The organism is Sphingomonas sp. CBMAI 2297 (assembly GCF_029870595.1).
Lineage (GTDB): Bacteria > Pseudomonadota > Alphaproteobacteria > Sphingomonadales > Sphingomonadaceae > Sphingomonas.
Genome location: NZ_JAPDIR010000008.1, coordinates 184,730 through 209,899, shown reverse-complemented (window position 1 = coordinate 209,899; position 25,170 = coordinate 184,730). Strand labels below are relative to the sequence as shown.

The window sequence follows — 25,170 nt, the reverse complement described above, 5'->3', positions numbered from 1 at the left end:
ACGTCTCGCCGTTGGGATGGGAACACATCAATCTAACCGGGGAATATCGCTGGCCCAAATCCTTAGCGTAGGATTCCGCCCCCTCCCGCAAACGCCCCCTATAGCGAGACGCTGGCGGGCATGGTGCAGAAGATCGACGCCACCTTGCAGCGCGCCGACGCGCTGGTGACGGCAGCCAGGGACGGAGCAACGCCGCGTCACGTTGTTGACCGGATCGTAGCGGCAGGCGGTGACGCCCGCGCCGAGGACCGGCGGACGATCGCGACCGCAGCCGCAGAGCTGAAGGATGCAACTCGGGCGCTTCAGGGCGTCACCGCATCGGCGCGGCGGGGCTACGAGCAGAACCGCTGGTTGATGTGGACGGCGATCGGCGGAGTGGTGCTCGGCATGGTGCTTTGGGCGGCGTTCGCCGGCGTCGTCGCGCGTGCCGTGCCGGCGAGCTGGCAATGGCCGGAAAAGATGGCGGCGCGAGCGCTCGACCTGTCAATGTGGGAAGGCGGGCAGCGGATGATGCAGGCCGCCTCGCCCACCGCGTTCCGCGCGATCATAGCGGCCGACAGGATGGTGTTGGCCAATCGCGAAACGATCGAAGGGTGCAGCAAGGCCGCAGCCCGAACGCGCGAGACGGTGCGATGCACAATCAAAGTTGGTGCTAGCCTTGAGGAGCAGCAGGATAGCGACCGCTAGTTCCTATTCACTGCAACTCGATTTTGGCATGATTGCTGGCTCACTTTTTACTGATTTGCCCTGCTGGTTGCGCGAGCCGGCGCGCCAAGCTGCGACTATCAAATAGATACCTGCGGCAATCATCGGCACGGTGAGCCACTGACCCATATGAAGCCCTGTTCTGGCTGTGAAGCCGACAAGCTGGGCATCCGGCTCCCGGAAGAATTCGACAATGAAGCGAGCGAGCCCATAGCCAAGAAGGAACACGCCGACGAGCATGCCAGGGCGACGTCGGGCGTTGGTAAACCAGAAAAGGCACGCGAGCACGGCAAACAAGACCAGTCCTTCCAGCCCGGCTTCGTAGAGCTGGCTCGGGTGACGCGCGAGGCCATCGCGACTTCCGGGGAACACAATCGCCCAAGGCACATCGGTGGGCTTTCCCCAAAGCTCACCATTCACGAAATTAGCGAGGCGGCCGAAGAACAGGCCGATCGGCACGGTGCAGGCGACATAATCATGGACCCGCAGCCATTCGAGGCCGTGTCGTCGCGCGAACAGGATCAGCGCGAGCGAGACGCCAGCTGCACCCCCGTGGAACGACATGCCGCCGTCCCACAGCTTGAGGATTTGCAGGGGGTCGAAGATCATCTCAGGACCGTAAAAGATCACATAGCCGAGACGGCCACCGAGGATAACGCCCAACGTCGCGTAGAACACGAGATCGTCGGCTTGTGCGCGGTTCATCGGGGCCGCTGGTTGGGCCAGCAGCCGCAGCAGATACCACCACCCGGCAATGATGCCGGCGATATAGGCCAGCGAGTACCAGCGGATGTCGAGCGGGCCTATGGAGATGGCTATCGGGCTCAATCCGAGGCTGGCGAATGCGATATGGCTATCCAAGGATTGTATCCTGCCTGCGAGAAGCGGCGCTCGAGCGCGCCATGGGTTATTCCGGTGCGATTGAAGCGCCGGCATCCTTGAGCGCCGCAAACCCGCCGGGGACGTGGGCGACATTCTCCACGCCCATCTCCTTGAGTGATTTTGCGGCCAGCGCCGAGCGGGCGCCGGACCCACAATAGAGCACCAACCGCGATCCACTGGCGAGTTTGGCATTGTGGGTGGGGCTTTCAGGATCGACCTGGAATTCCAGAAGGCCACGCGGGACATGCACCGCACCAGCCACCAGCCCCGATTTTGCGACTTCCCCTGGCTCGCGGATGTCAACGAACTGGACCTTGGGATTGCCGACAAGTTTGGCTGCATCGTCAGGCGCGATAGTTTCGACAATCGCATTCGCTTCGGAAACCAGTTGTTTCGAGGTGCGTGTTGGCATCGACTTTCTCCTGTAAATGAACCTGTATCGGATGGCTCAGCCCTGCTCGGACTTGCCGCCTATCTGGCGCAGCATTTCCGGCAAATCTGTCGGGCAATCACCGCAAAGCTTGTTTGCCGGAACGGCAACGTCGATCTTCTTTGGGTAGGGAAGATCGAGAGCGGCCATGATCGCGACGAATTCCTGAACGGTCTTGCCCGCAAGGCGCGGGTTCCGTTCACGCTCCTGCGCCACTGTCGTGATGTGGCGATGATTGTAGTCGTGAGCCGGGTAGATCAGACCATCGCCCGGCAGCGTGAAAATCTTCTGCGTGACGGAGTGATAAAGGGTGGCGGCGTCACCGTTTTGGAAGTCGGTGCGGCCACAGCCGTCGATTAGCAGGGCGTCGCCGGTGAAGGCGCGAAGACCATCGGGCTGCTCAACCAGGTAGGTATGGTGGGCGTCGGTGTGCCCCGGCGTAAACAGCGGCTGAAGCTTGAGCGCGCCGACAGTCAAAGGCTGGTCCTCGGCGACCCCCACGTCAGCACAGGGAAGGCCGTCCATGGCGGGGTACGCGATCTTGGAGCCGGTAAGGCTGCGCAGATAGCAGGCCGATGTGACGTGGTCCGCATGCACATGCGTCTCCAACGTATAAGCCAGTTCGAGATCCAGTTCCTGAAGCGCGGCAAGGTCGCGTTCGATCGTTTCGAGGACAGGATCGATCAGGACGGCTTTGCGCGTCTCCGGGCAACCGAGGAGGTAGGTGTAGGTCGAGGACTCCGGCTCGAACAACTGACGAAAGATCATGATCGGTCTCCAATGGTGTCTAGCCGCCGATCCCGCCCAGGCTGCGGAACAGCATGTAGGCGGCCACGGCCAGCAGGACGAAAGCGAAGATGCGGGTGAGCAAGCCCTTATGATCGGCGAGCCGGATGGCGGTTTGCATGCCGGCGACGCCGCCAGCGACCCCGCCAGCGATGAAGAAGCCGGCCACGCGCCAATCCACGAGTCCTGACAGGGCATAGTTGAGGGCTGTCGCCGATCCGAACGTTCCCACCGAAAACAGCGACGATCCGACCGCGTTGAGGATGGGCATGCCGCTGCCGAGCATGATGCCGGGCACAATCAGGAAGCCGCCGCCGATGCCGAAGAACCCTGACAGGAGGCCGGCGAGAAGGCCGATCGCCACGAGCCGCACAGCGATGGGGCGCGTGATCCGCACGCCCGGGTCGCCGCCGCCGGATTTGCCGCGCAGCATGGAAACCCCCACCACGATCATCACGCCTGCGAACAGCACCAGGAGATGCTGACCCGCCACCATCTTGCCCAGGGTGGAGCCGATCAGGGCGCCTATGACGCCCGATGCCCCGAAGACGAGGGCGCAGGGCCACTTCACGGTTCCGGCCCGGGCGTGCTGGATCAGGTTGGCGAAGGCATTGGCGGCCACCGCCAGCGCGCTCGTGCCGATCGCGACGTGCGGGTCCTTCATGCCCACGACATACAGCAGCAACGGCAGGGCAAGGATCGAGCCGCCGCCGCCGATCACCCCGAGGGTAAAGCCGACGACGACACCGGATATGAGCGTGAGGATGTCGACCGGCGTCATGGGTTTGCCCCGGGCCTGGCTGCGCGATAACGTTCCTGAAGGGCGAAGACGCCCATGCCCGCCAGCATCGCCACGACGAACACCAGCGCCGCCGGCGCTCCGAGGCTCAGGGCGACCAGGGCCGGACCAGGGCAGTAGCCGACGAGGCCCCATCCGACGCCGAACAAAGCCGCGCCCGAGAGAAGCTTCTTGTCCAGGGACCGGGACGATGGCCCATTGAACGCCGGTGCGAAAAGCGGAGCATCGCGCCTTCGGCCGAGTGCAAATCCCAACGCTGAAACCATGACGGCCGAGGCCAGCACCAAGGCAAGGCTCGGGTCCCACGACGGCGCGGCGACATCAAGAAACGCCAGAACCTTGCTGGGGGCTATCATGGCGGAGACGATCAGGCCGAAGCCGAAAATGAGCCCCGAGGCGAGCGCGATGAGCAGCTTCCTCATTGCTCAGAGTCCGATGACGTGTCGGGCGACGTACACAGTCGCGGCCGCTGTGATGAGGAAGACGCCTGTCGCGGCGAGCGAGCGGGGCGAGAGCCTCGCTATTCCGCAGACGCCATGCCCGCTGGTGCAACCACTCCCGAGCCGAGTCCCAAATCCCACCAGAAGGCCGGCTGCGATCACGACGGCGACTGGGGCCGGCGACGTGAGGTCCGGTAGCAGGCCGCCCGCCGCCCGGTAGAGCAAGGGCGCGGCGAGCAGGCCGACCAGGAATGTTGCGCGCCAGGCCATCTCGCCGCGGACAGGCGCAAGCACCCCGCCGACGATGCCGCTGATTCCAGCGATGCGCCCATTGGCGATCCACAGGAAGGAAGCCGAGAGGCCGATTAGCGCGCCGCCCACGATGGCCGAGAATGGGGTGAAACCCTCCATCGTCAGGATTCTCTGCTCTCAGCTTCGTCACCGGCGCAAAAGAGTGCGTAGAGTTCCGTCAGGATCGGCAGCACGCGCTCGGACGTGATGCGGTAGAATATCGTCGTTTTCTCCCGCCGTGTTCCGACCAGGCCTTCGTCGCGCAGCGTGGCCAGATGGCGGGACAAATTCGACTGTGTCAGTCCGAGGCGTTCGCCCAGATCGGTTACCGACAACTCCCCGCCGAGCAGGCTGCACAGGATCATCAGACGGTGCCGGCTCGCAAGCGAACGGAGGAACGCTTCCGCTTCGCCGGCCTTTTCCTCCAGAAGCTCCGGAGACATTTTAACGAGGGAAGGTGGCACAGTTGCTCCAAACATCTTATATGTAGCATATATGATGGAGTGGTGTTCGATCAAGCGCCAGCTAGGAGGTTCCCCCCGTGAGCTACTATTTCGCCAAGCCATCGAGGCTCCTTCGAAGCGCCGGAGTGCGAGGTAACCCCATGCTGATCGACCAGGCTGTCCGTATCGCTTCCGAGCTGCGCTGCACGCTGGGACAGATTTAGATGCTCGATCGACGTTCGCTGTTGGCTGGCGGAGCGGCATTGTTCGCAACCACCGCTTGCTCGCGCTCCACGCCGGGCCTCGGCGGGGGAGGTGCAAACCCGCTTCCGATGCCGCCGCTGTTGGACGCACGGCCTGGCCGCTCATTCGCGCTACGGGTCCAGTCCGGAACGACTTCATTTTATCCAGGCCGGCCGAGTGACACGCTCGGGTATAATGGCAGCTATCTCGGACCGACGATCAGGGTGCGCCGTGGCGACGACGTGGCGGCTGTCGTGACCAACGGGCTCAACGCGGACACGACTGTGCATTGGCACGGGCTTCTGATCCCCGGAGAGCTGGATGGCGGCCCCCATCAGATCATCGCGCCGGGCGCGACCTGGCGGCCCACGCTCCCGATCCGGCAGCCCGCAGCGACCCTCCTTTATCACTCACACGTCCATGGGTTGACGGCCGAGCAAGTCTATTCGGGCCTGGCTGGGGCGTTGCTGGTAACCGACGACGAAGAGCAGGGCCTGGGGCTCCCGTCAGAATATGGCGTGGACGATCTGCCCCTGCTCATCCAGGATCGCCAGTTCGAAAATGGTCGCCTTGTCATGCCAGGCGGCATGATGGTCGCCATGCAGGGCCGGCGCGGCGACACGATCCTTGTGAACGGCGCGGTGAATCCGCTGGCGGCGGTGCCAAATCGGTTGGTTCGCCTGCGGCTCGTCAACGCATCGAACGCGCGGATTTATGAGCTGTCGTTTTCCGATCGGCGGAGCTTTCACTGGATCGGAACCGAAGGGGGGCTGCTCGAACACGCAGTGGCATTGGAAGCCATAACCTTGGCGCCGGGCCAACGTGCCGAGCTTCTCGTGGACTTCACGGACGGTAGGTCCGCCTCGCTGGTGACGGCGGCTGATACCAACAGCTCGATGATGGGCGGCATGGGTATGATGGGGCGTGGCGCCCGAAGGACCGATGCCGCGGCACCAGCGACCGTGCTGCGGTTTGAACCACGGCCGTTGGGACAGGCTCGTGCCAGCGGCGTCGTGCCGACCCTTCTGGCATCACGAACTGGGCCCGACGCCAGCAAGGCGGTGCGCCGTCGCCCTCTGAGCCTCAACATGGGCATGGGCGGCATGATGGGCTCAGGAAGCGGCGGTGGCGGCCTTACGATCAATGGCAAGCCATTCGACATGAATCGCATCGATGAGACGGTGAAGCTAGGCTCCACCGAAATATGGGAGGTGTCTGGCGAAATGATGCGCCACCCGATCCATATTCACGGCGTCCACTTTGATGTTCTCACCCGCGGTGGCGGGCAGCCCGATGTTCTCGACCAGGGGCCGCGCGACACGGTCCTCGTCAAGGAACCGGTGGAGCTTCTCATCCGATTTGATCAGCCGGCCAAGAGCGCTCCCTTCATGTATCACTGCCATATCCTTGAACATGAGGATAATGGAATGATGGGCCAGTTCAGTGTTGCGTAGGCGTAGGCTCCCACTTCTGGAGAGTTTATGCAGCGCCTACCGTCCAACAGGAGAGCAAGGTTGCCAAAAAGAGCTTTCGCCACATTTCTGCTCGCGGCAACGATGCTGACCGGCGGCACCTCGCTAGCTGCACAGGATAATCTGGTTTATCCCGTAATACCGGGATTTGGCGGGATCGTGGCCGTGCCCAGTGCTGCCGAGCGGCCCGATCCCAAGCTTCGCTACCGCGTCTTGTTCAATGTCACCAAGGCCGCAAGCTCTCCCGACAAAGTGAATCCCAGCCTTGAGAAGGTCGCGCGCTTCGTGAACCTGCTAGGCGCGGACAAGGTCCATCCGGCTGGTGACATCGCCGTCATCATTCATGGTCCCGCGACCCCGCTCGTCCTGCAGAACGCGCCATATGCGGCGCGTATGAAGGTAGCGGCCAACCCGAACGCTGCGCTGATTGCCGCTCTCCAGAAAGCCGGTGTTTCAATCCGCGTTTGCAGTCAGGCCATGGTCGGAAATGAGATCATGCCGAACCAAGTGGCTTCGGGCGTTGAGATCGATGATTCGGCGCTTACAACCTTGGCGAATCTACAAATCCGGGGTTACGCGCTCATCCCGGATTGAAAGGAGCGATACCCCCTCACCCGCAGCAGCCCGCCACGGTCCCGTTCGCCTTCGCCTCCTGAATCGGAGGGCATGGGACATCGCCGAACGAGCAGAACACGCAGCAGTCGCCGGCCAGGGGCCGCAGCACCGCCGCGCAATGTCGGCAATCATAGAAGAACTGGCAGGCGTTGGTGGGCATCGTCTCGGTCGCGACACCGCCGCACTCGGGACAGGTCAGCGTGGAGGTGAGCTGCATCAGGAAAGCGCCTTTATAAGCGGCGCTTCAATGCGATCCCATATCAGCGCGGTCAGCGTCAGGGTCGTGCCGATCGTGAGCATGATCGGAGTTGCGCGGGACGGTAGGGTCACGGTGCAGGACCGATCCGCAGCGCAGGTCCTCCGACGCCGCACATACGCCCACCACCCGGCAGCCAGGCCGACGAGGGAAAGCGCCGTCAGGGCCCAGCGCAGAGGCATCAGCGCGGCGAAGGTGCTCGACAGGCCCGCCCCCACGCCCAGCGCCGCCAGCGCGAGCGGCAAGACGCAGCAGGATGCGGCGGCTAGGACCGCGCCGAAGCTCGCCAGCGCACCCAGGGCGGATAGCCCCGCGTCGGCGCGGCGTGGCGATGCGGAAGCGGCCAGGGTTTCGTGCGGCAAAATCCTTTTATTCATCAGTCGTCTCCGGCGGAATAACCCCCTAATGCCTCCTGTAGCGGCTACAGGAGCAAGCGAATTATGAGGGATGAGAAAGGCCTAGCTATCGGCGAGTTGTCGCGCCGAACCGGCGTGAACATCGAGACGATCCGCTATTTCGAGCGCGTCGGCATTGTGGCGACCCCACCCCGCACGAGCGGGGGCCGGCGAGTATATGGGGCCGGCCACGTCCGCGTCCTTGGATTCATCCGTGGCGCGCGTGAACTCGGCTTCACCCCGGCCGAGGTGCGCGCGATCCTGTCACTTGGCGGTCCCGCGCAGGCGTCGTGCAGTGAGGTCCGCGAGATCGCGGCCCACCACCTGGAGCGGGTTCGCGCGAAAATGGCAGACCTAGCGCAACTCGAAAGCCTGCTTGCCACGACGATCGACCGTTGCGAGGGCGACGGGGCGGCGAGTTGTGCCGTGATCGAATTGCTTGACCAATATACAACCACTTAGGTGTCAAAACCGGTCGGGGCTGTTGAAAAAAGGCCGGGTGATCCGATCGCGTTCCTAACGGGTTCCCTGCTTCGACACATCGGGAGCAGCGGCCATGATGGGTGAGCAACAGCGAGGCGGCAAGGGCGCAAGCTGGCGGGCGCTGGGAGCGATGATCCCCGCCGATCATATCCTGCACAGGATAGACGGGCTGATCGACCTGGGTGAACTGCGCGATGCGCTCGCGCCGCACTACAGTTGCCGTGGGCGTCCCTCGATCGCGCCTGAATTGCTGGTCCGCATGGCGCTGATCGCTCGCCTCTATGGCATCACGTCGGAGCGCCGTCTGTGTGAGGAAGTCCGCTTCAACCTCGCCTATCGCTGGTTCTGCCGATTGCCGCTCAACGCGCCGGTGCCGCACCACTCGACGTTTAGCAAGAACCGGCATGGCCGATTCCGCGATGCTAGCATCTTCCGCATCCTGTTCGAGCAGACGGTGCGGCGCTGCGCCGATGCGGGGCTGATCGCCCACAAGGATGCCGCAATCGATGCATCGTTCGTCGCGGCCGATGCAAGCTGGCAGCGCAAGATGCGGGACGCCGACATGGCCGCGCCCCGGCTTCCCCGCCCGGTTTGTGAATGGCTGGCGGATCAGGCCAATGCTCCACCGCAGGAACATGGCGTACCGCGTGGCAAACCGGCCGAGGTGTCACGCACCGATCCGGCGTCGGCATGGTCGGCGCGCACGGCGCGGGGCCGGTTCGGCTATGCCTTCAATGTCCTGATTGACACGCCGGGAGGGGTGGCGATCGACGTGGAGGCCAGTCCCGCCCGCTTCGCCGCGGAAGTCGATGCGGGGCGGACCATGCTGGCACGGGCCGACAATCGGTTCGGCTATCGGCCAAAGCGTGTCGCGGCCGACACCGCCTATGGCAGCGCTGCGTTCCTGGCGTTCGTCACCGATCGCGGCACCATCCCGCATATCCCGGTGCTGGAACGATCCGAACAGACCAAGGGCAAATTCCCCCGCGAAGCCTTCCGCTATGAGCGGGAGCAGGACCGCTATGTCTGCCCCGCTGGGAAGATACTGCCCTTTCGCGGTGCCGATCGTCGGGCGGGCTTTCTCCGATACAGCGCCAGTCCTGCCGATTGCCGCGCCTGTCACCTCAAACGGAAATGCACCGCAGGCAGCAACAGGTCGGTCACGCACAGCGAATATGAGGACGTGCGTGAGATGGTGCGCGGCGAGATGCAGACGCCGCTATTCAAGCGGTCGATGCGGCTGCGCCGGGGTGTCGAGCGGGTGTTCGCCGATGCCAAAGGCAAGCGAGGGCTGACCCGCCTGCACCTTCGCGGACTGCGCGGTGCCGAAGAAGAGTTTCTGTTGGGCGCGGCCATTGCCAATCTCGTGCTGTTAGCCCGCACCGACGCAAGACCGGCCCGGAACCGTCGCCCGCCCCCGGTGCCGGAACGCATCGAGCGCATGGCCCGGATCAGCCGTGGCCGGTTCGAGCAATCCTACTACGCGACGATCTTCTGACGCCGGTTAGCCGGGTTCGCGCTCGGCCGCAGGGAAGTGGCGATAGAAGGTAGAACGGCCGACCTGGAGCAGCTTCGCGACCTTCGCCGGTTTGTCGCCAGCCTTGAGCAGCTTGCGGGCGGTATCGAGCATGTCAGGCGTCATGACCGACTTGCGGCCTCCGCCCGTGCCGCCCTTGGCCCGTGCCGCTGCCAAACCGGCAATCGTCCGTTCCTTTATCAGTTCGCGCTCCATCTCCGCGACAGAAGCGAGGATATGGAACAGCAGACGGCCCGATGGGGTTGCCGTGTCGAACCCGTCCGTCAGGGACCGGAAATCAATCTTCCGAGCGGACAAGTCCGCCGCCAGTTCGATCAGGCCCCCGATCGATCGGCCAAGGCGATCGAGCTTCCATATCACCAGCGTGTCACCGGCCCGCACGAAATTGAGAGCTTCGGTCAGACCGGGACGGTTCAGCTTCGCGCCGCTCACCTTGTCGGTGAACAGCTTTTCACAGCCAGCCTTGGTCAGCGCATCGGTTTGTAGCGTCAGGTCCTGGTCGGAGGTCGAGACACGCGCATAACCAACCAGCATGAGTCCCGTTATCCCATCTCAAACAGCGAATTTCGGGACTCATATTTCGGGAACATATTTTGGGAAAGCCCCGGCGGGCATACAGCGGATTTTTGTGTCGGTCACGGTCGTCCCGTTGGAGGTTCCCAATCGGGAAGGCTGATAACCGGCTCACCCATGGAATAAACCCGGACGAGCGTCGTCTATGCTTTCAGGACTGATGCGCCGGAGGCTTATGCGTAGACGATATTGGATGCTCGGTCTGACTGCTTCGGCCCTGCTCACAGGCGCAGTCGCGGCCGCCCCTGCCGGTGGTTACGCCAGCATGGTGGCTGCCGCGATGGACCGGATGATGGCGGGCATGATGGTCAAGCCGTCCGGCAACGTCGACCGCGACTTCGTCACGATGATGCTCCCGCATCATCAGGGTGCGATCGATATGGCAGTGGCGGAGCTGCGCTACGGCCATAACGAGCAGCTCAAGCGCATCGCGCAGGAGATCATCATCGATCAGCAGCAGGAGATTGCCGCTATGAAGTTGGCGATCGGTCAGCCGCTACCGCCTTCGACGCCGGCCCCGACGCAGGGCGGCGACCACCACAGCCCTATGGAGCACTGACATGATCCGGACCATCCTGCGCTCGGCCGCCTTGCTGATGAGCGCCGCACCGGGCCTCGCCATGGCGCAGCAGGCGCCGTGGAACGCCAAGGACATGCCCGTCAGCCACCGCGACCGCGTCTATGCGTCCGAACAATTCTCCAACACGGTGTCGGTGACGGACCCGGCCGACAACCGGCTGCTCGGCGTCATCAAGCTCGGCGATCCGCAGCCGATGAACTTCTCCCCGCTCTACAAGGGACAAGTGCTGGTCCACGGCCTGGGCTTCTCGCCGGACGGGAAGACCTTGGCGGTCGTGTCGATCGGATCGAATGCCGTGTCGTGGATCGACACCGCCACCAACACGGTCAAACACACGACCTATGTCGGGCGCAGTCCGCACGAGGCGTTCTTCACGCCGGACGGAAAGGAGGTCTGGGTCACCGTTCGCGGCGAGGACTATATCGCCGTGCTCGATCCCGCGACGTACAAGGAAACCGGCCGCATCAAGACGCCCGGTGGTCCGGGTATGACGATCTTCTCGCCCGATGGGCGATACGGCTATGTCTGTTCCTCGTTCAATCCGGTGCTGGCCGTGTTCGATGTCGCAACCCACGCACAGGTCGGACAGGTGGCGCAGCCGAGCCCATTCTGCCCCAACATCGCCGCGACGCCGGACGGCAAGCAGGCGTGGTTTACGCTAAAGGACATCGGCAAGACGGTCGCATTCGATGCCAGGCCACCCTTCACAATCCTCAAGGTGCTGGATACCGGGCCGATCACCAATCACGTCAACTTCGCCCGCACGGCCAAGGGGCAGTTCGCCTATGTGACGGTCGGCGGGGAGAATGCGGTGAAGGTGTTCCGCACGTCCGACTTCACGCTGGTGGCAACCATTCCAGTCGGCAAGATGCCGCACGGTGTCTGGCCGTCCGGCGACGGTCGGCGCATCTATGTCGGGCTGGAGAATGCCGATGAGCTGGCCGCGATCGACACCGCTGGCAACACGGTCGTCGCTACCGTGCCGGTCGGACAGGCACCGCAGGCGATCGCCTATGTGCCGAACGCTGTTCCGACAGGCCCCGGCACCGACAATCTCCAGCCGCTCGGCACGGCCGGCAAGGCGTTGCATCTGACTATGGGGCCGATCGGCGGCAAGGGTGCGGCAAGCAGCATCACCCTCTTCGACCAAGGCATCATTCAGGTCGTGCAGAGTGCCGTTACCGGTTTGCAGCCCAAGAAGCCCTACATGCTCGTGCTGACCGCCAACGCGGATGGTAGCGGCGCTGTAGAGCCGCTTGCCAACTTCATGAGCAACCCGGCGGGTGCGGCGATCGTCAACGCGTCGGGTCCGATCCGGCAGATCGTTCAAGGCAGCACCGCGACGCCCCGCCGTTTTCTGGCGGTCGCTGAGGTGGTGAACGGCGCGCCGGGACGCATCGTGCAGGTACAGCGCGACTGACATGGACCCGCTTGCCGCCGCGATCGAGCCCCTGATCCCCGGTCTGCGCCGCTATGCCCGGTCGTGGTTGCGCGATCGGGCAATGGCAGATGACGTGGTGCAGGATTGTCTCGAGCGCGCGGTCGGGCGCTGGCGACAACGACGCGGGGCGGAGGTGCGCCCATGGGTCTATACGATCCTGCACAATCTGTTGGTCGACCATCAGCGGCAGCATAGCCGGCGAGGCACAGCGGTTCCGCTCCACCTCGTGGACGACGCCACGCTCGGCCGTCCGGCCGATCAGGAAACAGGCCTACACCACCGCGACCTGCTGCGCGCCCTTGATGCGTTGCCCGAGGAGCAGCGAACGGTGCTGCTCCTCGTATCGGTCGAGGGCCTGCCCTATGCGGAGGTCGCTGCCGTTGTCGGCGTGCCGCTGGGCACGGTGATGTCGCGCATATCCCGGGCGCGCGACCGACTGGCGACCCTCCTCCGGGAGGGTGAACGGCCGCGATTGAGGAGCGTGCAATGACCAGCCCGATCGGCGAGGACGATCTGGCCGCATGGATCGATGGCAGGCTGTCGCCCGAGCGGCAGCGCCTGGTCGACGCCTATCTTGAAGGCCAGCCGGACCTGCATGCCCGTTTGCGGGAACAGGCGGAGCAGGCGCGAGCCCTTGCATCCCTGTTTGCCCCGATCGCGGATGAACCGATCCCGGCGACGATGCGCGTCGCAGCCATCAGGGGGCGGCAACGTCAGCCGCGATGGCAATTCGCCATCGCCGCGTCACTTCTGCTGGCGGTCGGGTTTGGCGGTGGTTGGTCGAGCGCGAAGTGGAGCGGTGAACCCCGCGCAGGCATCGCGGCGCTGGCCAACGAGGCGAGTGACAATTTCCGTGTCTATGCCGCCGACCGGATACGACCGGCGGAGATCGGTCCGGATCAGCGCGCCATGCTGATCCGATGGACCTCCGCCCGTTTGGGTGAGCGCGTCACCATCCCGGACCTCAGCACAGCCGGCTATCGCTATGGTGGGGGGCGACTGGTCGCGACGCCTCACGGCCCTGCGGCACTGCTCCTCTACGACGGACCGCAAGCGTCGAAACTCGCGGTGCTGACGAGGCCTATGCAGATCGACAAGACTGCGAGCATGACCAGCACGTCCAGCGGGACCATGGGCCGGGTCACATGGGCAGTCGACGGGATCGGCTATAGTGTGGTGGGCGAGCGGCCTGCGGCCGAGCTGCATCCGATTGCCGATGAAGTCCGGCGGCAGGCCGATGCGGCGCTGGTGTCCTGATAGCGCCCTTGCTGCTCCTCAGCGCCGACAGGCACCGGGCGGGCCAGCGCGATCAGGGCTTGCGCTCGGCATCCTTCCTGGCGGCCTCGGCCGGCGTCAGGCGGGCTCGCTCGCGGATGTGGCGTTCCAGCGGCGCGCCGACGAACAGGACGAGCATCGCAAGGATCACCCCGCCAGTGATGAGCGGTCATGGACGATCAAACGTCGCAGGCCCGCCTAACGCTCCAAGTCTTCGAGACCATCGCAGACGAAAGGCTGCCGATCATTCCGATATCCAGATTGGAATGACCATATCAAACGGTTGGTCGTATCGATCTAAGTACGCGATATATGCTGCATGACCCTGGAGCAGCTCAGAATCTTCGTCGGTGTCGCGGAGCGCGAACACGTCACCAAGGCAGCGGAGGTGCTGAACGTCACGCAGTCCGCTGCCTCCGGCGCGATTGCTGCCCTCGAAGCGCGCTACGGGGTTCCTCTGTTTCACCGCGTCGGGCGTGGCATCCAGCTGACCGAAGCAGGCCGCGGCTTTCTGGAGGAAGCGCGCGCGGTGCTGGGGCGGGCAGCGCATGCCGAGACGATGCTGGCGGACTATGCCGGGCTTGCCCGTGGTTCATTGCGGATCGTCGCCAGCCAGACGATCGCGAGCTACTGGTTGCCGGCAAAGCTCGCCGCCTTCCACGAACGCCACCCGCAGATCGCGGTCGAACTGGCGATCGACAACACCGAAGGTGCGGCAGCGCAGGTCCTGAGCGGCGCGGCGGAGCTCGGTTTCGTCGAGGGCGAGGTGGACGAACCGGCGCTCGCCCACTGGCATGTCGGGCGTGATCCGATGGTGCTGGTCGGCCGCGAGGACACCGGGCGCGTCGACGAGGACTGGCTGCGCACTGAACGCTGGATCGTCCGTGAGCTGGGATCGGGTACGCGCTCGACCTTCGAGGACGTGCTGCGAACGCGCGGGTTTGATCCGGCCCAGCTGACGATAGCGATGACGCTGCCGTCCAACGAGGCGGTGCGCACCGCCGTCGAGGCGGGTGCCGGCGTTGCCGTCTTGTCGCGATTGGTCGTCGCGCGCGCGCTCAAGGCCGGTGACCTTGTCGAGCTGCCGCTCGGGCTGCCCGACCGCGCCTTTCACGCGCTGCGCCACAAGGAACGCTATCGCACCCGCGCGGCCGACGCGCTGACGGACCTCATCAAGGAGCAGGTCGCATGACTGCCGACACGCACTCCGTTCTCAGCGGCCTCAAGCCGCTCAGCCGGCTCGATCATCCCCGCGAGATGATTCGTCAGTTCACGCCCAACTGGTTCGCCGCGACGATGGGCACCGGTATCCTCGCGCTCGCGCTGCCGCAGGTGCCCGGCATCGGGCCTTCGCTTAAACCCGTCGGCGAGGTGTTGTGGTTCTTCAATATCGCACTCTTCGCGCTGTTCGCCGGCCTTTATGGCGCGCGCTGGGTGATGTTCGGGCACGAGGCGCGGCGCATCTTCGGGCATAACACCGTGTCGATGTTCATCGGCACCATCCCGATGGGCCTCGCGACGATCATCAACGGCTGCCTCGCCTTCGGCATCGCACGGTTCGGGAATGGCATCGTACCGGTCGCACACGTCCTGTGGTGGATCGACGCCGCCATGTCGCTCGCCTGTGGCGTGCTGATCCCGTACATGATGTTCACCCGTCACGAGCACAGCCTGGACGGCATGACCGCGGTATGGTTGCTGCCGGTCGTCGCTGCCGAAGTGGCGGGCGCCAGCGGCGGGCTGCTCGCGCCGCATCTGGCCGATCCTCACGCGCAGCTCGTCACGCTTGCGACCTCCTATGTGCTGTGGGCCTATTCGGTGCCGGTCGCGTTCGGCATCCTCGCCATCCTCATCCTGCGCATGGCGCTCCACAAACTGCCGCAGGAGAGCATGGCGGCGTCCTCCTGGCTGGCGCTGGGACCGATCGGCACGGGTGCTCTGGGCATGCTGGTGCTCGGGGCGGACGCGCCGGCTATCCTCGCGGCGCACGGGCTGGCCGGTGTCGGTGCCGTCGCGCAAGGGATCGGCGTTGTGGCCGGACTCTGCCTGTGGGGCTTCGGCCTGTGGTGGCTGGCGCTCGCGACGCTCATCACCATCCGCTACTGGCGCGCCGGCGTCCCGTTCAACCTGGGCTGGTGGGGCTATACCTTTCCGCTCGGCGTCTACACCGTCGCCACCTTACGCCTAGGCACGACGCTGAACCTCGGTTTCTTCGGTTTCGTCGGCACGGTGCTGACAGTCGCGCTTGCGGCGATGTGGCTGCTCGTCGGCGCCAAGACGCTGGCCGGCGCATGGCGCGGCAACCTGTTCGTCTCACCCTGCATCGCCACCCCGAACTGATCCGCCATGATGATCGGATCAGTCGGTCCGATCACTTGCGAAACGCCCCTTCGATCCGCCAGCGTGGCTGGCCACAGGAGAGCCTTGTCATGGACAATTTCGACGCCGAACTGGCGAGTGAGACCAGCCGTCGCCGCTTTCTCAGGCATGCCGCGCTCGGTACCGCCGGCCTTGCCGCCGCGCCGGCACTGGCGCAGCAGCTCGTCGACCTGAAGCTGCCTGGCGGCAATGCCGAACGGCCGATGACCAGCGCCTTTCCCGGCAAGGGCAGCATGATCCTCCAGCGTGTCCATCCGCCCTTGCTGGAAACGCCGATGGACGTGTTCGACAAGTCGGTGTTCACGCCCAACGACCAGTTCTTCGTCCGCTGGCACTGGGCCGACATCCCGACCTCGATCGATGTCGAGACTTTCCGCCTCAACGTCTTCGGCCACGTCAACCGACCGCTGTCGATCAGCCTCGCCCAGCTGCTGCGCCTGCCGCGGGTCGAGATGGCGGCGGTCAACCAATGCTCGGGAAACAGCCGTGGGCTGTTCCAGCCACGTGTTGCCGGCGCGCAATGGGGCAACGGCGCGATGGGCAATGCCAAATGGCTCGGTGTGCGCCTGCGCGACGTGCTCGACCTCGCCGGGGTCAAGACAGGCGCGGTGCAGGTGCGCTTCGGTGCGCTCGATCAACCGGTCGTGGCGGGCGCCCCTGACTTTGAGAAGGCGCTCGACATCGACCATGCCCGCGACGGCGAAGTGATGATCGCCTTCGGCATGAACGGCGAGCAGCTGCCGCTCCTCAATGGCTTTCCCTGCCGGCTGATCGTGCCGGGCTGGTACTCGACCTATTGGGTCAAGATGCTGAACTCGATCGAGGTACTGCCCGGCCCCGACGACCAGTATTGGATGGCCAAGGCCTACAAGATCCCCGCGACGCCGGGCGCGAATGTCGCGCCCGGCGCCAGAGACTTCCCGACTGTCCCCATCAACCGCATGATCCCGCGCAGCTGGATGACCAGCCTGCCCGATGGCCAGACGATAGCCTATGAGGCATCGATCCCGGTCGGCGGCATCGCGATGGGCGGCGACTGCGGCGTCGCCAAGGTCGATGTATCGTCGGACGGAGGCCGCACCTGGTACAGGACGACGCTCGGAGCGGACGAGGGCAGGTACAGCTTCCGTCGGTGGGATGGTCGCGTGCCGCTGCGACGCGGTGCCAACCCGATCATGGTGCGCTGCTGGAACACCAACGGTGTCGCCCAGCCGATGAAGCCGATCTGGAACCCGGGCGGGTTCATGCGCGGCAATATCGAGACCACCACCATCATCGCGGCCTGAGGAGCGAGTAGCATGAAGACCCCGTCTCCCGGCATCATGGCCGCTGGCCTGATCGGCCTGACCGGCATTATCCTCGTCTCGATCGGGGCGCCGAGCAGCCGCAAGGCGCCTGCCCCGATCTCCGAGACATCCGAGCCGGCACCGCCCACCAGCGTCTCAGCCCGCGGCTTTTCGCTCGCCTCGACCAGCGTCGACCTGCCGGTCGATGACGCTACCTACCCCGATGGTCCGCACGCCGACGTCATCAACGCCAACTGCACTTCGTGCCACTCGGCCAGCATGGCGCTAACTCAGCCTGCGCTATCGGCGGACCAGTGGAAGGCGACCGTCACCAAGATGCGTGAGGTGTACAAGGCGCCGGTGGCCGAGAAGGACGTTGACGCGATCGTTGCTTATCTCACCGCTATGCCGAGCCAGAAAGCGGCACCCGCAACCGGCAAGGCACAGGATCCCGACCCCAAGGTGGCTCCTGATGTCTCAGGTGGAACCGGATAAGCAAACCTCTCGCATAATCTAAAAAGGCGATTTCGACAGACGATCGGCAGCCTTCAGTAGGACTTTTTCAACAGCCACGCTCCTTTTCGGGGCGGGGCGCACGGGATTTGCGCGAATGGATCGCTCGGGAAGCCGAGGCGGCGACATCGAATGAGGATCTTGCCCGTCGCTTCGTTGCGGAGTGTCGCCGCACCCGCACGATCCTTCCCGGCTCCTCGACGATCGAGCGCCTTTGCGCCGATGCGCTGGTTGAGGCCGAGCGCCGGATCGAGGATCTTATCGCCCATCGCATCACGCCAACCCTGAGCGAGAATTTGGCTCACCTGTTGGAGGATACGGTGGATGGTCGCGTCACGCGCTTCGTATGGCTGCGACAGTTCGAGGTTGGCGCAAATTCAGCAGCCGCTAACCGGCTGATGGATCGACTGGAATATCTTCAAAGGTTCGATCTTCCGGCGGATTTGCTGGACGGCGTGCCGGCGCATCGTGTGACCCGGCTTCGCCGGCAGGGCGAGCGCTATTACGCCGACGGCATGCGTGATCTGCCCGAAGACAGGCGGCTTGCGATCCTCGCTGTCTGCACCCTGGAATGGCGGTCATCGCTGGCCGATGTCATCGTGGAGACCCACGATCGCATCGTAGGCCGTCTCTATCGGGCCTCCGAACGCCTTTGCAACACCAGGATCGCCGACGAAAAGGCGGCCGTTCGGGACACGCTGAAGTCCTTTGCCGAAATCGGTGGTGCTTTGCTTGGAGCGCAGGACGATGGCACGGCCCTGGACGGGATAATCGCCACCGGGCCTGGCTGGGAACGGTTCAGAACCCTTGTCGCCACGGCCTCCGCGCTGACCAACGTGCTCGCGGCCGACCCGCTCAGCCGTGTGCTGGACGGCTATCACCGTTTCCGCCTCTACGCGCCCAGGATGCTGCGCCTGCTCGACATGCAGGCGGCGCCGATCGCCACGCCTCTTCTGGCGGCCGTTGCGATGCTGCGTAACGGGATCAAGGTCGATCCGCCGGTGGATTTTCTACGTCCCAACTCGAAATGGCATCGTCATCTTCGCGCTGAGCCCAGCGGCGACCACCGGCTTTGGGAAATCGCGGTGCTGTTCCACATCCGCGACGCCTTCCGGTCCGGTGACATATGGTTGGCGGGATCGCGCCGCTATGGCGACCTCAAGCAGCTTCTGGTCCCGCCACAGGCGATAGAGCAGACCGCGCGGCTCGCCGTGCCGCTGCGGCCCGGCGAATGGCTGGCCGAGCGCAGGGCTCGACTGGATACACGGCTGAAGGAGTTTGGCCGCGCGGCGCGAACCGGCACGATCCCAGGCGGCATCATCGAGAACGGCAAGCTGCACATCGACAAGCTGAGGGCCGACACGCCCGAAGGGGCCGAGGATCTCGTGCTCGATCTCTATCAACAGCTCCCGCCCGCGAGGATCACCGATCTGTTGCTGGAAGTCGATGAGCGAACCGGATTTTCCGAGGCGTTCACGCATCTGCGCACCGGCGCGCCCTGCAGCGACCGGATCGGCCTGATGAACGTGTTGCTGGCGGAAGGCGTCAATCTCGGTTTGCGCAAGATGGCGGCGGCGACCAACACGCACAGCTTCTGGGAATTGCTGCGGATCGCGCGCTGGCATGTCGAAGGCAGCGCCTATGATCGGGCGCTCGCCATGATCGTGGAGGCCCACGCCGCCCTGCCCATGGCCGCCTTCTGGGGACAAGGGCAATCGGCATCCAGCGACGGGCAGTTCTTCCTTGCTACCGAGCAGGGCGAGGCGATGAATCTGATCAACGCGAAATATGGCAACGTCCCGGGCCTCAAGGGATACAGCCATGTGTCCGATCAATATGCGCCGTTCGCAACCCAGGTGATCCCGGCAACGGTCAGCGAGACTCCCTATATCCTGGACGGGCTGCTCATGAATGACGCGGGCCGCCGCGTTCGCCAGCATTTTGCCGACACGGGCGGCTTCACCGATCATGTGTTCGCCGCCTGCGCCTTGCTCGGCTACAGGTTCGCCCCCCGTATCCGCGATCTCCCTCAGAAAAGACTCTATGCCTTCACGCCCAACGCGACGCCGGCCAATGTGCGAGCGCTGGTCGGAGGTAAGATCAATGAACCGCTCATCGAGCGCAACTGGCCCGACATCCTGCGCATCATGGCGACGATCGCAGCGGGGATCGTCGCCCCCAGCCAGATTCTTCGCAAGCTCGCCTCTTACCCGCGCCAGAATGAGCTGGCCCTCGCATTGCGAGAGGTGGGCCGCATCGAGCGAACCCTGTTCATGATCGACTGGATTCTTGATGCCGGCCTCCAGCGCCAGGCTCAGATCGGCCTCAACAAGGGTGAGGCCCACCACGCCCTAAAGCGCGCCATCAGCTTCCACCGCCGAGGTGAAATCCGGGATCGATCCGGCGAAGGCCAGCACTATCGCATCGCCGGAATGAACCTGCTCGCCGCCATCATCATATTCTGGAACACCATGAAGCTCGGCGAGGTCGTCAATACCCGGGCCGCCAGCGGTACCCATATCGCGCCTGATCTACTCGCCCACGTCTCGCCGTTGGGATGGGAACACATCAATCTAACCGGGGAATATCGCTGGCCCAAATCCTTAGCGTAGGATTCCGCCCCCTCCCGCAAACGCCCCCTACGATTGAGAAGCGCGGCGGAATCTCTTAGATTGATCGCTGGAGGCTTTGTTCGCGGAGACGCGCACATTGCCTTCTTTTCGTTTTAGGAAGCGCTGCCCTAAGCGACAGAAGCCAGAGCTTTGACAATGCGGCATTCCGCGATGGAGCCGACCATGTATCTTGATCCTATCGGTGCAGACACGCGATGATGGCGGTCACGACGGCGGTGGTTTCCGCGACGTCGCGCACCCTCACTGTGTCGAGGCCGATTTCAGCAGCGGGATAGTCATTCCCACCGGGGAATATCGCATCCCCAATGAACAGCATCCCGTCGAGCGGGACACCGCTCTCGGCACTCAGGCGCTTCAGGCCATAGCCCTTGTCGATCCCTGCTCTGGTCACGTCGATCGATGTCGTGCCACCGAGATTGATCGAGAGCTCCGGCAGCTTCGCGCGCAACGTGGCCTGCAACGCGGTCCTCTTCTTTCGGTCAGGATCCCACGCTTCCTTTTCCTTCAGCGGCGCTGCCTGCCCCAGGCCCGAAAAGGTGATCTGGCTGCCCCGGTCCTCGATCCGTTCGCCCCAGATACGTTCGTCGGCGAGACCGGCATCGGTCAGCGCCTGATCGAAGGCCGTGCGGATCTTCGCCTTCTCCGCGTCGTCGAACAGTTCGGCATAGACCGCGCGCCAAGCGCCATTGATGAACCGATAGAGTTTCGTGCCTGTGGTCGGCATCAACCAGAGACGGTCGAGCGCGACGCCGGCAGGAAGGCGCGAGGCGATCTGCTTTTCGAACTGCGGCCAGTCCCCGCCCGAGATCACCGCCACATCCGTGATGGCGAGCAATCGGGCGAGGATTGCGGCCATATCCTCCGATAACGGCCGCTTGCTCTCGGCAAGCGTGCCGTCGAGGTCGAAGGCGATCAGCCACTTCATGCCGCCTTCCCTGCCGGATCGCGGTAGGCGAGCAGCCTGAGCGCATTGATGACGACGAGCAGCGTCGATCCCTCATGAACCGCCACCGCTGGCCCAATGCCGAGGCCGAGGATGGTAGCAGGCACCAGGAAGGCGACGACACCCAGGCTGACGAAGACGTTCTGCCGGATGATTCCACGGGTATGGCGGCTAAGACCGACTGCGAATGGCAGGTGCGCCAGATCGTCGGCCATCAGCGCCACGTCGGCTGTCTCCAGCGCAACGTCCGACCCCGCCGCGCCCATCGCGATGCCGACCGTGGCGCTTGCCATCGCCGGCGCATCGTTCACGCCGTCGCCCACCATCGCGACCTTGTCTTCGCCGGCGAGCTTCTTGATCGCGGCAACCTTGTCTTCGGGCATGAGGTCGCCCCACGCTTCGTCGATCCCGACTTCGTCGGCGATCGCTTCGGCGACTTTCTGGTGATCGCCGGAGATCATTATCATCCGCGACACGCCCATCTCGTGCAGCCGACGCAACGCGGTCTTGGCAGCTTCGCGAGGCGTGTCCATCAGGCCGATCGCGCCCAGGTCGCGGTCCCCCTTGCGGACCACCATTGTCGTGCGGCCGTTCTCGCGCAGCTTCGCGATTGCGTCCTGCGCGCCCTGCCCCAGCGCCGGAATGCCCTCACTTCCGAACATCTCGGCCTTGCCGATCCACACCGTCTCGCCATCCACGCTCGCGGTGACGCCCCGACCGGTCAGGCTCTTGAGGTCGCCGGCAGTCGGCACGGCACGATCGTTCAGACGTTCGCGGCCGTCCTTGACGATCGCTTGGGCCAGGGGATGGTCGCTCAACGCTTCGACGGCGACAGCCAGCGCCAGCAACTCGCCTTCATCGGCGCCATCGACGGGCACGACATCAGTGATGCGCGGACGACCTTCGGTCAGCGTGCCCGTCTTGTCGAAAGCGATCGCTTTGAGCGACCCGAGGTTTTCGAGCGGTGCACCGCCCTTCACGAGCACGCCGCCCCGCGCTGCACGGGCAACGCCCGACAGGACCGCGCTCGGCGTTGCGATCGCGAGCGCGCACGGGCTTGCCGCCACCAGCACCGCCATCGCGCGATAGAAGCTGTCGCGGAACGGCTCGTCGACGACCACCCATGCGAACAGCAGGAGCACTGACAGGACCAGGACGGCGGGCACGAAGATCCGTTCGAACCGGTCGGTGAAGCGCTGCGTCGGCGACTTCTGCGTCTCCGCTTCGCTCACCATCTTCACGACCTTGGCAAGCGCGCTTTCATTGGAACGGCGTGTCACCTCGATCTCGATCGCGCCGCCGCCGTTGATCGTACCAGCAAAAACCCGGCTTTCCGCGTCGACTGCATCGGGCTTGGCGCGTGCCGCTGCGGCATCTGCGACCGGCACCTTGTCGACCGGGATGCTTTCACCCGTGACCGGGGCCTGGTTGATCGCGCTGGTGCCCTTGATGACGAAGCCGTCGGCAGGCAGGCGCTCGTTCGGGCGGACGATGGCAATGTCCCCGACGACCATCTGCTCGACCGGGATTTCGCTGGTCTGCCCGCCGCGTCGCACGGTCGCGGTTTCGGGCGCGAGCTTCGCCAGCGCCTCGATCGCCTTCTTGGCGCGGCCCATTGCATAATGCTCAAGCGCATGGCCGAGGCTGAACAGGAACAGCAGCAGCGCACCTTCGGCCCATGCGCCCAGCGCAGCGGCGCCGGCCGCAGCGACCAACATCAGCGTGTCGATCTCGAACTTCTTCATCCGGAGGTTGTCGATCGCCTCGCGCAGCGTGAAGAATCCGCCGAAGAAATAGGCTGCGATATAGCAGGCGGTCGGCAGCCATTCGGGCGCGCCAGCGACCAGCCTCTCGATCGCGTAGCCGATCCCCAGCAGCGCGCCACAGGCGAGCGCGAAGATCAGCTCGGTATTGGGGCCGAGAAATTCGGCGTGGCTATGGTCGTGGCCATCGCCGGGGCCGTGCTTCTCTTCGCCCGCGCCGTGGCCCCCGGGGCCGTGGTCGTGGCCGGCATGTTCATCGGCAGCGACCCGCTTGCCCACCCTCACCTTCAGCTTGCGAAGCGCAGCGCGCACCTCCTCTTCGGTGGTTTCGCGGCGATCATATTCGACCCGGACAGACCCGCTGGTGCTGGCGCTTGCCTGGACCACGCCGGGCAAGGCGCACAGCGCATCGCTGACCGTGCGCGCCCGACGTTCGTGGTTGATCCCCGTCACCTGCCAGATCGCATGGCCGTAGCGCTCGGTGATTTCGGCACCTGCGGCGCGCACCATTTCGCGCAACCGTGGCAGCGGCAGCTTGGCGGCATCGAAATGGATGCACAGCGCCGCTGGCGTGTTGCCGTCGAGACAGATCACATGCGCCCGCTCGACACCTTCGCGCTTTGACAGGGTTGATACGAGACGGTCCAGGCAGGCATCGGCCGCGTCAGGAAGGTCCGGCAACAACACTGGAATGTCGAGTTCGAGCTTGTCGTTCATGACGACCTCCTTTCGCTTTTCTTGGTTTCGGCGCGCGCGTCGCGCAGGATTTCGACACCGCCCTTGATGGCGATGATGGCGGTGGCGAAGCCGACCAGCAGGTCCGGCCAATTGGTACCCAACCACAGCACCAGCACGCCGGCGATCAGGATGCCGCCGTTGGAAATGAAGTCGTTGAAGCTGAAGGTGGTTGCGGCCCGGAGATTGACGTCCGGATCCTTGAGGCGCTGGAGCAGCCGCAGGCAGAGGTAATTCACGACGCCGGCGATCGCGGACATGACCATCATGGTAGGTCCGATGGGCTCGCTGCCCTGCACGTAGCGCCGTCCGACATCGATCAAGATGCCGCCCGCGAAGATCAGCAGCATGACGCCCGAAGCGACCGCGGCGCGTGTCTTCCATGTCTGGCCCCGGGTGAGCGCCACAAGGCTCAGCGCATACACAGCCGTATCGGACAGGTTGTCGACGCCGTTGGCGATCAGCGCGCTCGAGTCCGCGAAGAAGCCGGAAACGAAGAAGCCCGCAGCGATCGCCGCGTTCAGCAGCAGGACGATCCACAGTGTGCGGCGCTCCTGCCCGCCATTGTTGTCGTTGCCCGGGATCATCCCATCATCTCCTCAAGTGTCAGCAGGGCCAGGAAGCCGACGAAAAACATCGAGCTGATGAGCGGGGTGTCGGGTTTCTCGTGCGCCTCGACCAGCAACTCCTCCGTGACGAGGTAGAGCAGCGCCATCAGCCCGAAGCTGAGGAAGCCGGCGATCATCACCGGCGACAGCGCGGCGACCGGCACGGCAGCGAGCGCGCCGATCGGCAGCAGCAGGGCCAATGCCGAGACGATCACGATGATGCGCAAGCGCGAGCGATAGGTTTCCGCCAGCTCGTCGGTCAGCGTCAGTCCCAGAAATAACACTTCCAGAGTGAGCGCGATCGTCAGCAGGAGACCTGCCTTCTCGCCCGCCACGAAAGCGAGGCCGAGCACCAGGCCGTCGACCAGAATGTCGATGCCGATCGCGGCGAGTAGCGCCATCGGCCCCTTGAAGCGGGCCTCAAGAGCCTTGAGCCCCAGCATGGTCGCGACGCCCGCCGCCCCGCCGATCAACGTCGCGCTGGGCGATGCCTCATGCTTGACCTGCGGCAGGATTTCGGTCGCTGCCGCCGCGAACACGACGCCGGCAGCGAGATGCTGTAGGCCCGCCACGAGGCCAGGTTTCAACTTGGTGCGGCTCGCGACAATCGCGCCGAGCACGACCGCCAGCACAGGCGCAAGCGTATAGAGCAGTGCCTGCATTT

General features: G+C 64.6%; 27 protein-coding genes and 1 pseudogene. 14 read left to right on the top strand and 14 right to left on the bottom strand.

The window, feature by feature from the left end; genetic code table 11:
• Window positions 1-72: 72 nt before the first annotated feature.
• The gene (locus OMP43_RS13480; RefSeq protein WP_228222247.1) at window positions 73-687 is read left to right on the top strand and encodes a DUF6118 family protein; all 615 of its coding nucleotides are present in this window, start codon (window positions 73-75) and stop codon (window positions 685-687) included.
• Between the two features lie 3 nt (window positions 688-690).
• On the opposite strand, the gene lgt is transcribed toward OMP43_RS13480, so the two are convergent.
• From lgt to OMP43_RS13445, 7 genes are read right to left on the bottom strand one after another with little or no spacing between them, the layout of a single operon-like run.
• A complete protein-coding gene (gene lgt, locus OMP43_RS13475) occupies window positions 691-1,566 on the bottom strand; it encodes a prolipoprotein diacylglyceryl transferase (protein WP_007016079.1) in 876 nt (291 codons plus the stop codon).
• Between the two features lie 46 nt (window positions 1,567-1,612).
• On the bottom strand, window positions 1,613-1,999 hold the full coding sequence (locus tag OMP43_RS13470) for a rhodanese-like domain-containing protein (RefSeq protein WP_004213269.1): 387 nt from the start codon (window positions 1,997-1,999) through the stop codon (window positions 1,613-1,615).
• Between the two features lie 36 nt (window positions 2,000-2,035).
• Complete coding sequence (locus tag OMP43_RS13465) at window positions 2,036-2,785, bottom strand: MBL fold metallo-hydrolase (RefSeq protein ID WP_007016078.1); 750 nt, start codon at window positions 2,783-2,785, stop codon at window positions 2,036-2,038.
• Window positions 2,786-2,804: 19 nt separating this feature from the next.
• Complete coding sequence (locus OMP43_RS13460) at window positions 2,805-3,584, bottom strand: sulfite exporter TauE/SafE family protein (RefSeq protein ID WP_004213267.1); 780 nt, start codon at window positions 3,582-3,584, stop codon at window positions 2,805-2,807.
• Window positions 3,581-4,024 carry a DUF6691 family protein gene (locus OMP43_RS13455; RefSeq protein WP_004213266.1) on the bottom strand — a complete coding sequence of 148 codons (444 nt, stop codon included), beginning with the start codon at window positions 4,022-4,024 and terminating at the stop codon, window positions 3,581-3,583. The genes OMP43_RS13460 and OMP43_RS13455 overlap by 4 nt, the downstream gene beginning before the upstream one ends.
• Before the next feature lie 3 nt (window positions 4,025-4,027).
• Window positions 4,028-4,453, bottom strand: coding sequence for a YeeE/YedE family protein (locus OMP43_RS13450; RefSeq protein ID WP_004213265.1), 426 nt, complete (start codon window positions 4,451-4,453; stop codon window positions 4,028-4,030).
• 2 nt (window positions 4,454-4,455) lie between these two features.
• Window positions 4,456-4,797, bottom strand: a complete 342-nt coding sequence (locus tag OMP43_RS13445; protein ID WP_004213264.1) for a metalloregulator ArsR/SmtB family transcription factor — start codon at window positions 4,795-4,797, stop codon at window positions 4,456-4,458.
• A 203-nt stretch (window positions 4,798-5,000) separates the two neighbouring features.
• Here OMP43_RS13445 and OMP43_RS13440 point away from each other — a divergent pair, with 203 nt between their 5' ends.
• Window positions 5,001-6,473: a multicopper oxidase domain-containing protein gene (locus OMP43_RS13440; RefSeq protein ID WP_216313316.1), complete on the top strand. Its 1,473-nt coding sequence runs from the start codon at window positions 5,001-5,003 to the stop codon at window positions 6,471-6,473.
• A 27-nt stretch (window positions 6,474-6,500) separates the two neighbouring features.
• Complete coding sequence (locus OMP43_RS13435; protein ID WP_004213260.1) at window positions 6,501-7,085, top strand: DsrE family protein; 585 nt, start codon at window positions 6,501-6,503, stop codon at window positions 7,083-7,085.
• Between the two features lie 16 nt (window positions 7,086-7,101).
• Here the strand turns inward: OMP43_RS13435 and OMP43_RS13430 are convergent, their stop codons facing one another.
• Window positions 7,102-7,323 carry a GDCCVxC domain-containing (seleno)protein gene (locus OMP43_RS13430; protein ID WP_004213258.1) on the bottom strand — a complete coding sequence of 74 codons (222 nt, stop codon included), beginning with the start codon at window positions 7,321-7,323 and terminating at the stop codon, window positions 7,102-7,104.
• Window positions 7,323-7,739 carry a mercuric transporter MerT family protein gene (locus OMP43_RS13425; RefSeq protein ID WP_004213257.1) on the bottom strand — a complete coding sequence of 139 codons (417 nt, stop codon included), beginning with the start codon at window positions 7,737-7,739 and terminating at the stop codon, window positions 7,323-7,325. The genes OMP43_RS13430 and OMP43_RS13425 overlap by 1 nt, the downstream gene beginning before the upstream one ends.
• A gap of 63 nt (window positions 7,740-7,802) precedes the next feature.
• On the opposite strand from OMP43_RS13425, the gene OMP43_RS13420 reads away from it, so the two are divergent.
• Together OMP43_RS13420 and OMP43_RS13415 are read left to right on the top strand one after the other, a co-directional pair.
• The gene (locus OMP43_RS13420) at window positions 7,803-8,219 is read left to right on the top strand and encodes a helix-turn-helix domain-containing protein (RefSeq protein WP_021224446.1); all 417 of its coding nucleotides are present in this window, start codon (window positions 7,803-7,805) and stop codon (window positions 8,217-8,219) included.
• Between the two features lie 94 nt (window positions 8,220-8,313).
• Window positions 8,314-9,738 (top strand): transposase, encoded by a 1,425-nt coding sequence (locus OMP43_RS13415; protein ID WP_216313314.1) that lies wholly within the window; start codon window positions 8,314-8,316, stop codon window positions 9,736-9,738.
• A 6-nt stretch (window positions 9,739-9,744) separates the two neighbouring features.
• Here the strand turns inward: OMP43_RS13415 and OMP43_RS13410 are convergent, their stop codons facing one another.
• Entirely contained in the window at window positions 9,745-10,311 is a 567-nt protein-coding gene (locus tag OMP43_RS13410; protein WP_004212894.1) for a recombinase family protein, read from the bottom strand.
• 232 nt (window positions 10,312-10,543) lie between these two features.
• Here OMP43_RS13410 and OMP43_RS13405 point away from each other — a divergent pair, with 232 nt between their 5' ends.
• The 9 genes and pseudogenes from OMP43_RS13405 to OMP43_RS13365 all read left to right on the top strand — a co-directional run.
• The gene (locus OMP43_RS13405) at window positions 10,544-10,909 is read left to right on the top strand and encodes a DUF305 domain-containing protein (protein WP_021224444.1); all 366 of its coding nucleotides are present in this window, start codon (window positions 10,544-10,546) and stop codon (window positions 10,907-10,909) included.
• Window position 10,910: 1 nt separating this feature from the next.
• Window positions 10,911-12,350: a YncE family protein gene (locus tag OMP43_RS13400; protein WP_021224443.1), complete on the top strand. Its 1,440-nt coding sequence runs from the start codon at window positions 10,911-10,913 to the stop codon at window positions 12,348-12,350.
• Window position 12,351: 1 nt separating this feature from the next.
• Window positions 12,352-12,861 (top strand): RNA polymerase sigma factor, encoded by a 510-nt coding sequence (locus OMP43_RS13395; RefSeq protein WP_021224442.1) that lies wholly within the window; start codon window positions 12,352-12,354, stop codon window positions 12,859-12,861.
• Window positions 12,858-13,628: an anti-sigma factor gene (locus tag OMP43_RS13390; RefSeq protein ID WP_021224441.1), complete on the top strand. Its 771-nt coding sequence runs from the start codon at window positions 12,858-12,860 to the stop codon at window positions 13,626-13,628. The genes OMP43_RS13395 and OMP43_RS13390 overlap by 4 nt, the downstream gene beginning before the upstream one ends.
• A 337-nt stretch (window positions 13,629-13,965) precedes the next feature.
• Window positions 13,966-14,838, top strand: a complete 873-nt coding sequence (locus OMP43_RS13385; RefSeq protein ID WP_021224438.1) for a LysR family transcriptional regulator — start codon at window positions 13,966-13,968, stop codon at window positions 14,836-14,838.
• Window positions 14,835-15,986 (top strand): TDT family transporter, encoded by a 1,152-nt coding sequence (locus OMP43_RS13380; protein WP_037513249.1) that lies wholly within the window; start codon window positions 14,835-14,837, stop codon window positions 15,984-15,986. Before OMP43_RS13385 ends, OMP43_RS13380 begins: the two co-directional genes overlap by 4 nt.
• A gap of 89 nt (window positions 15,987-16,075) precedes the next feature.
• On the top strand, window positions 16,076-17,311 hold the full coding sequence (locus OMP43_RS13375; protein ID WP_021224436.1) for a molybdopterin-dependent oxidoreductase: 1,236 nt from the start codon (window positions 16,076-16,078) through the stop codon (window positions 17,309-17,311).
• Between the two features lie 12 nt (window positions 17,312-17,323).
• Window positions 17,324-17,806, top strand: a complete 483-nt coding sequence (locus OMP43_RS13370) for a cytochrome c (RefSeq protein ID WP_021224435.1) — start codon at window positions 17,324-17,326, stop codon at window positions 17,804-17,806.
• A 77-nt stretch (window positions 17,807-17,883) separates the two neighbouring features.
• Window positions 17,884-20,436: pseudogene (locus OMP43_RS13365) on the top strand (Tn3 family transposase); the annotation flags it as partial.
• A 196-nt stretch (window positions 20,437-20,632) separates the two neighbouring features.
• Here the strand turns inward: OMP43_RS13365 and OMP43_RS13360 are convergent.
• The 4 genes from OMP43_RS13360 to OMP43_RS13345 are packed head-to-tail and all read right to left on the bottom strand — an operon-like array spanning window position 20,633 to window position 25,168.
• Window positions 20,633-21,382 (bottom strand): HAD-IIB family hydrolase, encoded by a 750-nt coding sequence (locus OMP43_RS13360; protein ID WP_004212890.1) that lies wholly within the window; start codon window positions 21,380-21,382, stop codon window positions 20,633-20,635.
• Window positions 21,379-23,880 (bottom strand): heavy metal translocating P-type ATPase, encoded by a 2,502-nt coding sequence (locus OMP43_RS13355; RefSeq protein ID WP_004212886.1) that lies wholly within the window; start codon window positions 23,878-23,880, stop codon window positions 21,379-21,381. The genes OMP43_RS13360 and OMP43_RS13355 overlap by 4 nt, the downstream gene beginning before the upstream one ends.
• The gene (locus OMP43_RS13350; RefSeq protein WP_004212885.1) at window positions 23,877-24,485 is read right to left on the bottom strand and encodes a cation transporter; all 609 of its coding nucleotides are present in this window, start codon (window positions 24,483-24,485) and stop codon (window positions 23,877-23,879) included. The genes OMP43_RS13355 and OMP43_RS13350 overlap by 4 nt, the downstream gene beginning before the upstream one ends.
• Window positions 24,482-25,168 carry a hypothetical protein gene (locus tag OMP43_RS13345; protein ID WP_004212882.1) on the bottom strand — a complete coding sequence of 229 codons (687 nt, stop codon included), beginning with the start codon at window positions 25,166-25,168 and terminating at the stop codon, window positions 24,482-24,484. The genes OMP43_RS13350 and OMP43_RS13345 overlap by 4 nt, the downstream gene beginning before the upstream one ends.
• Window positions 25,169-25,170 lie beyond the last annotated feature (2 nt).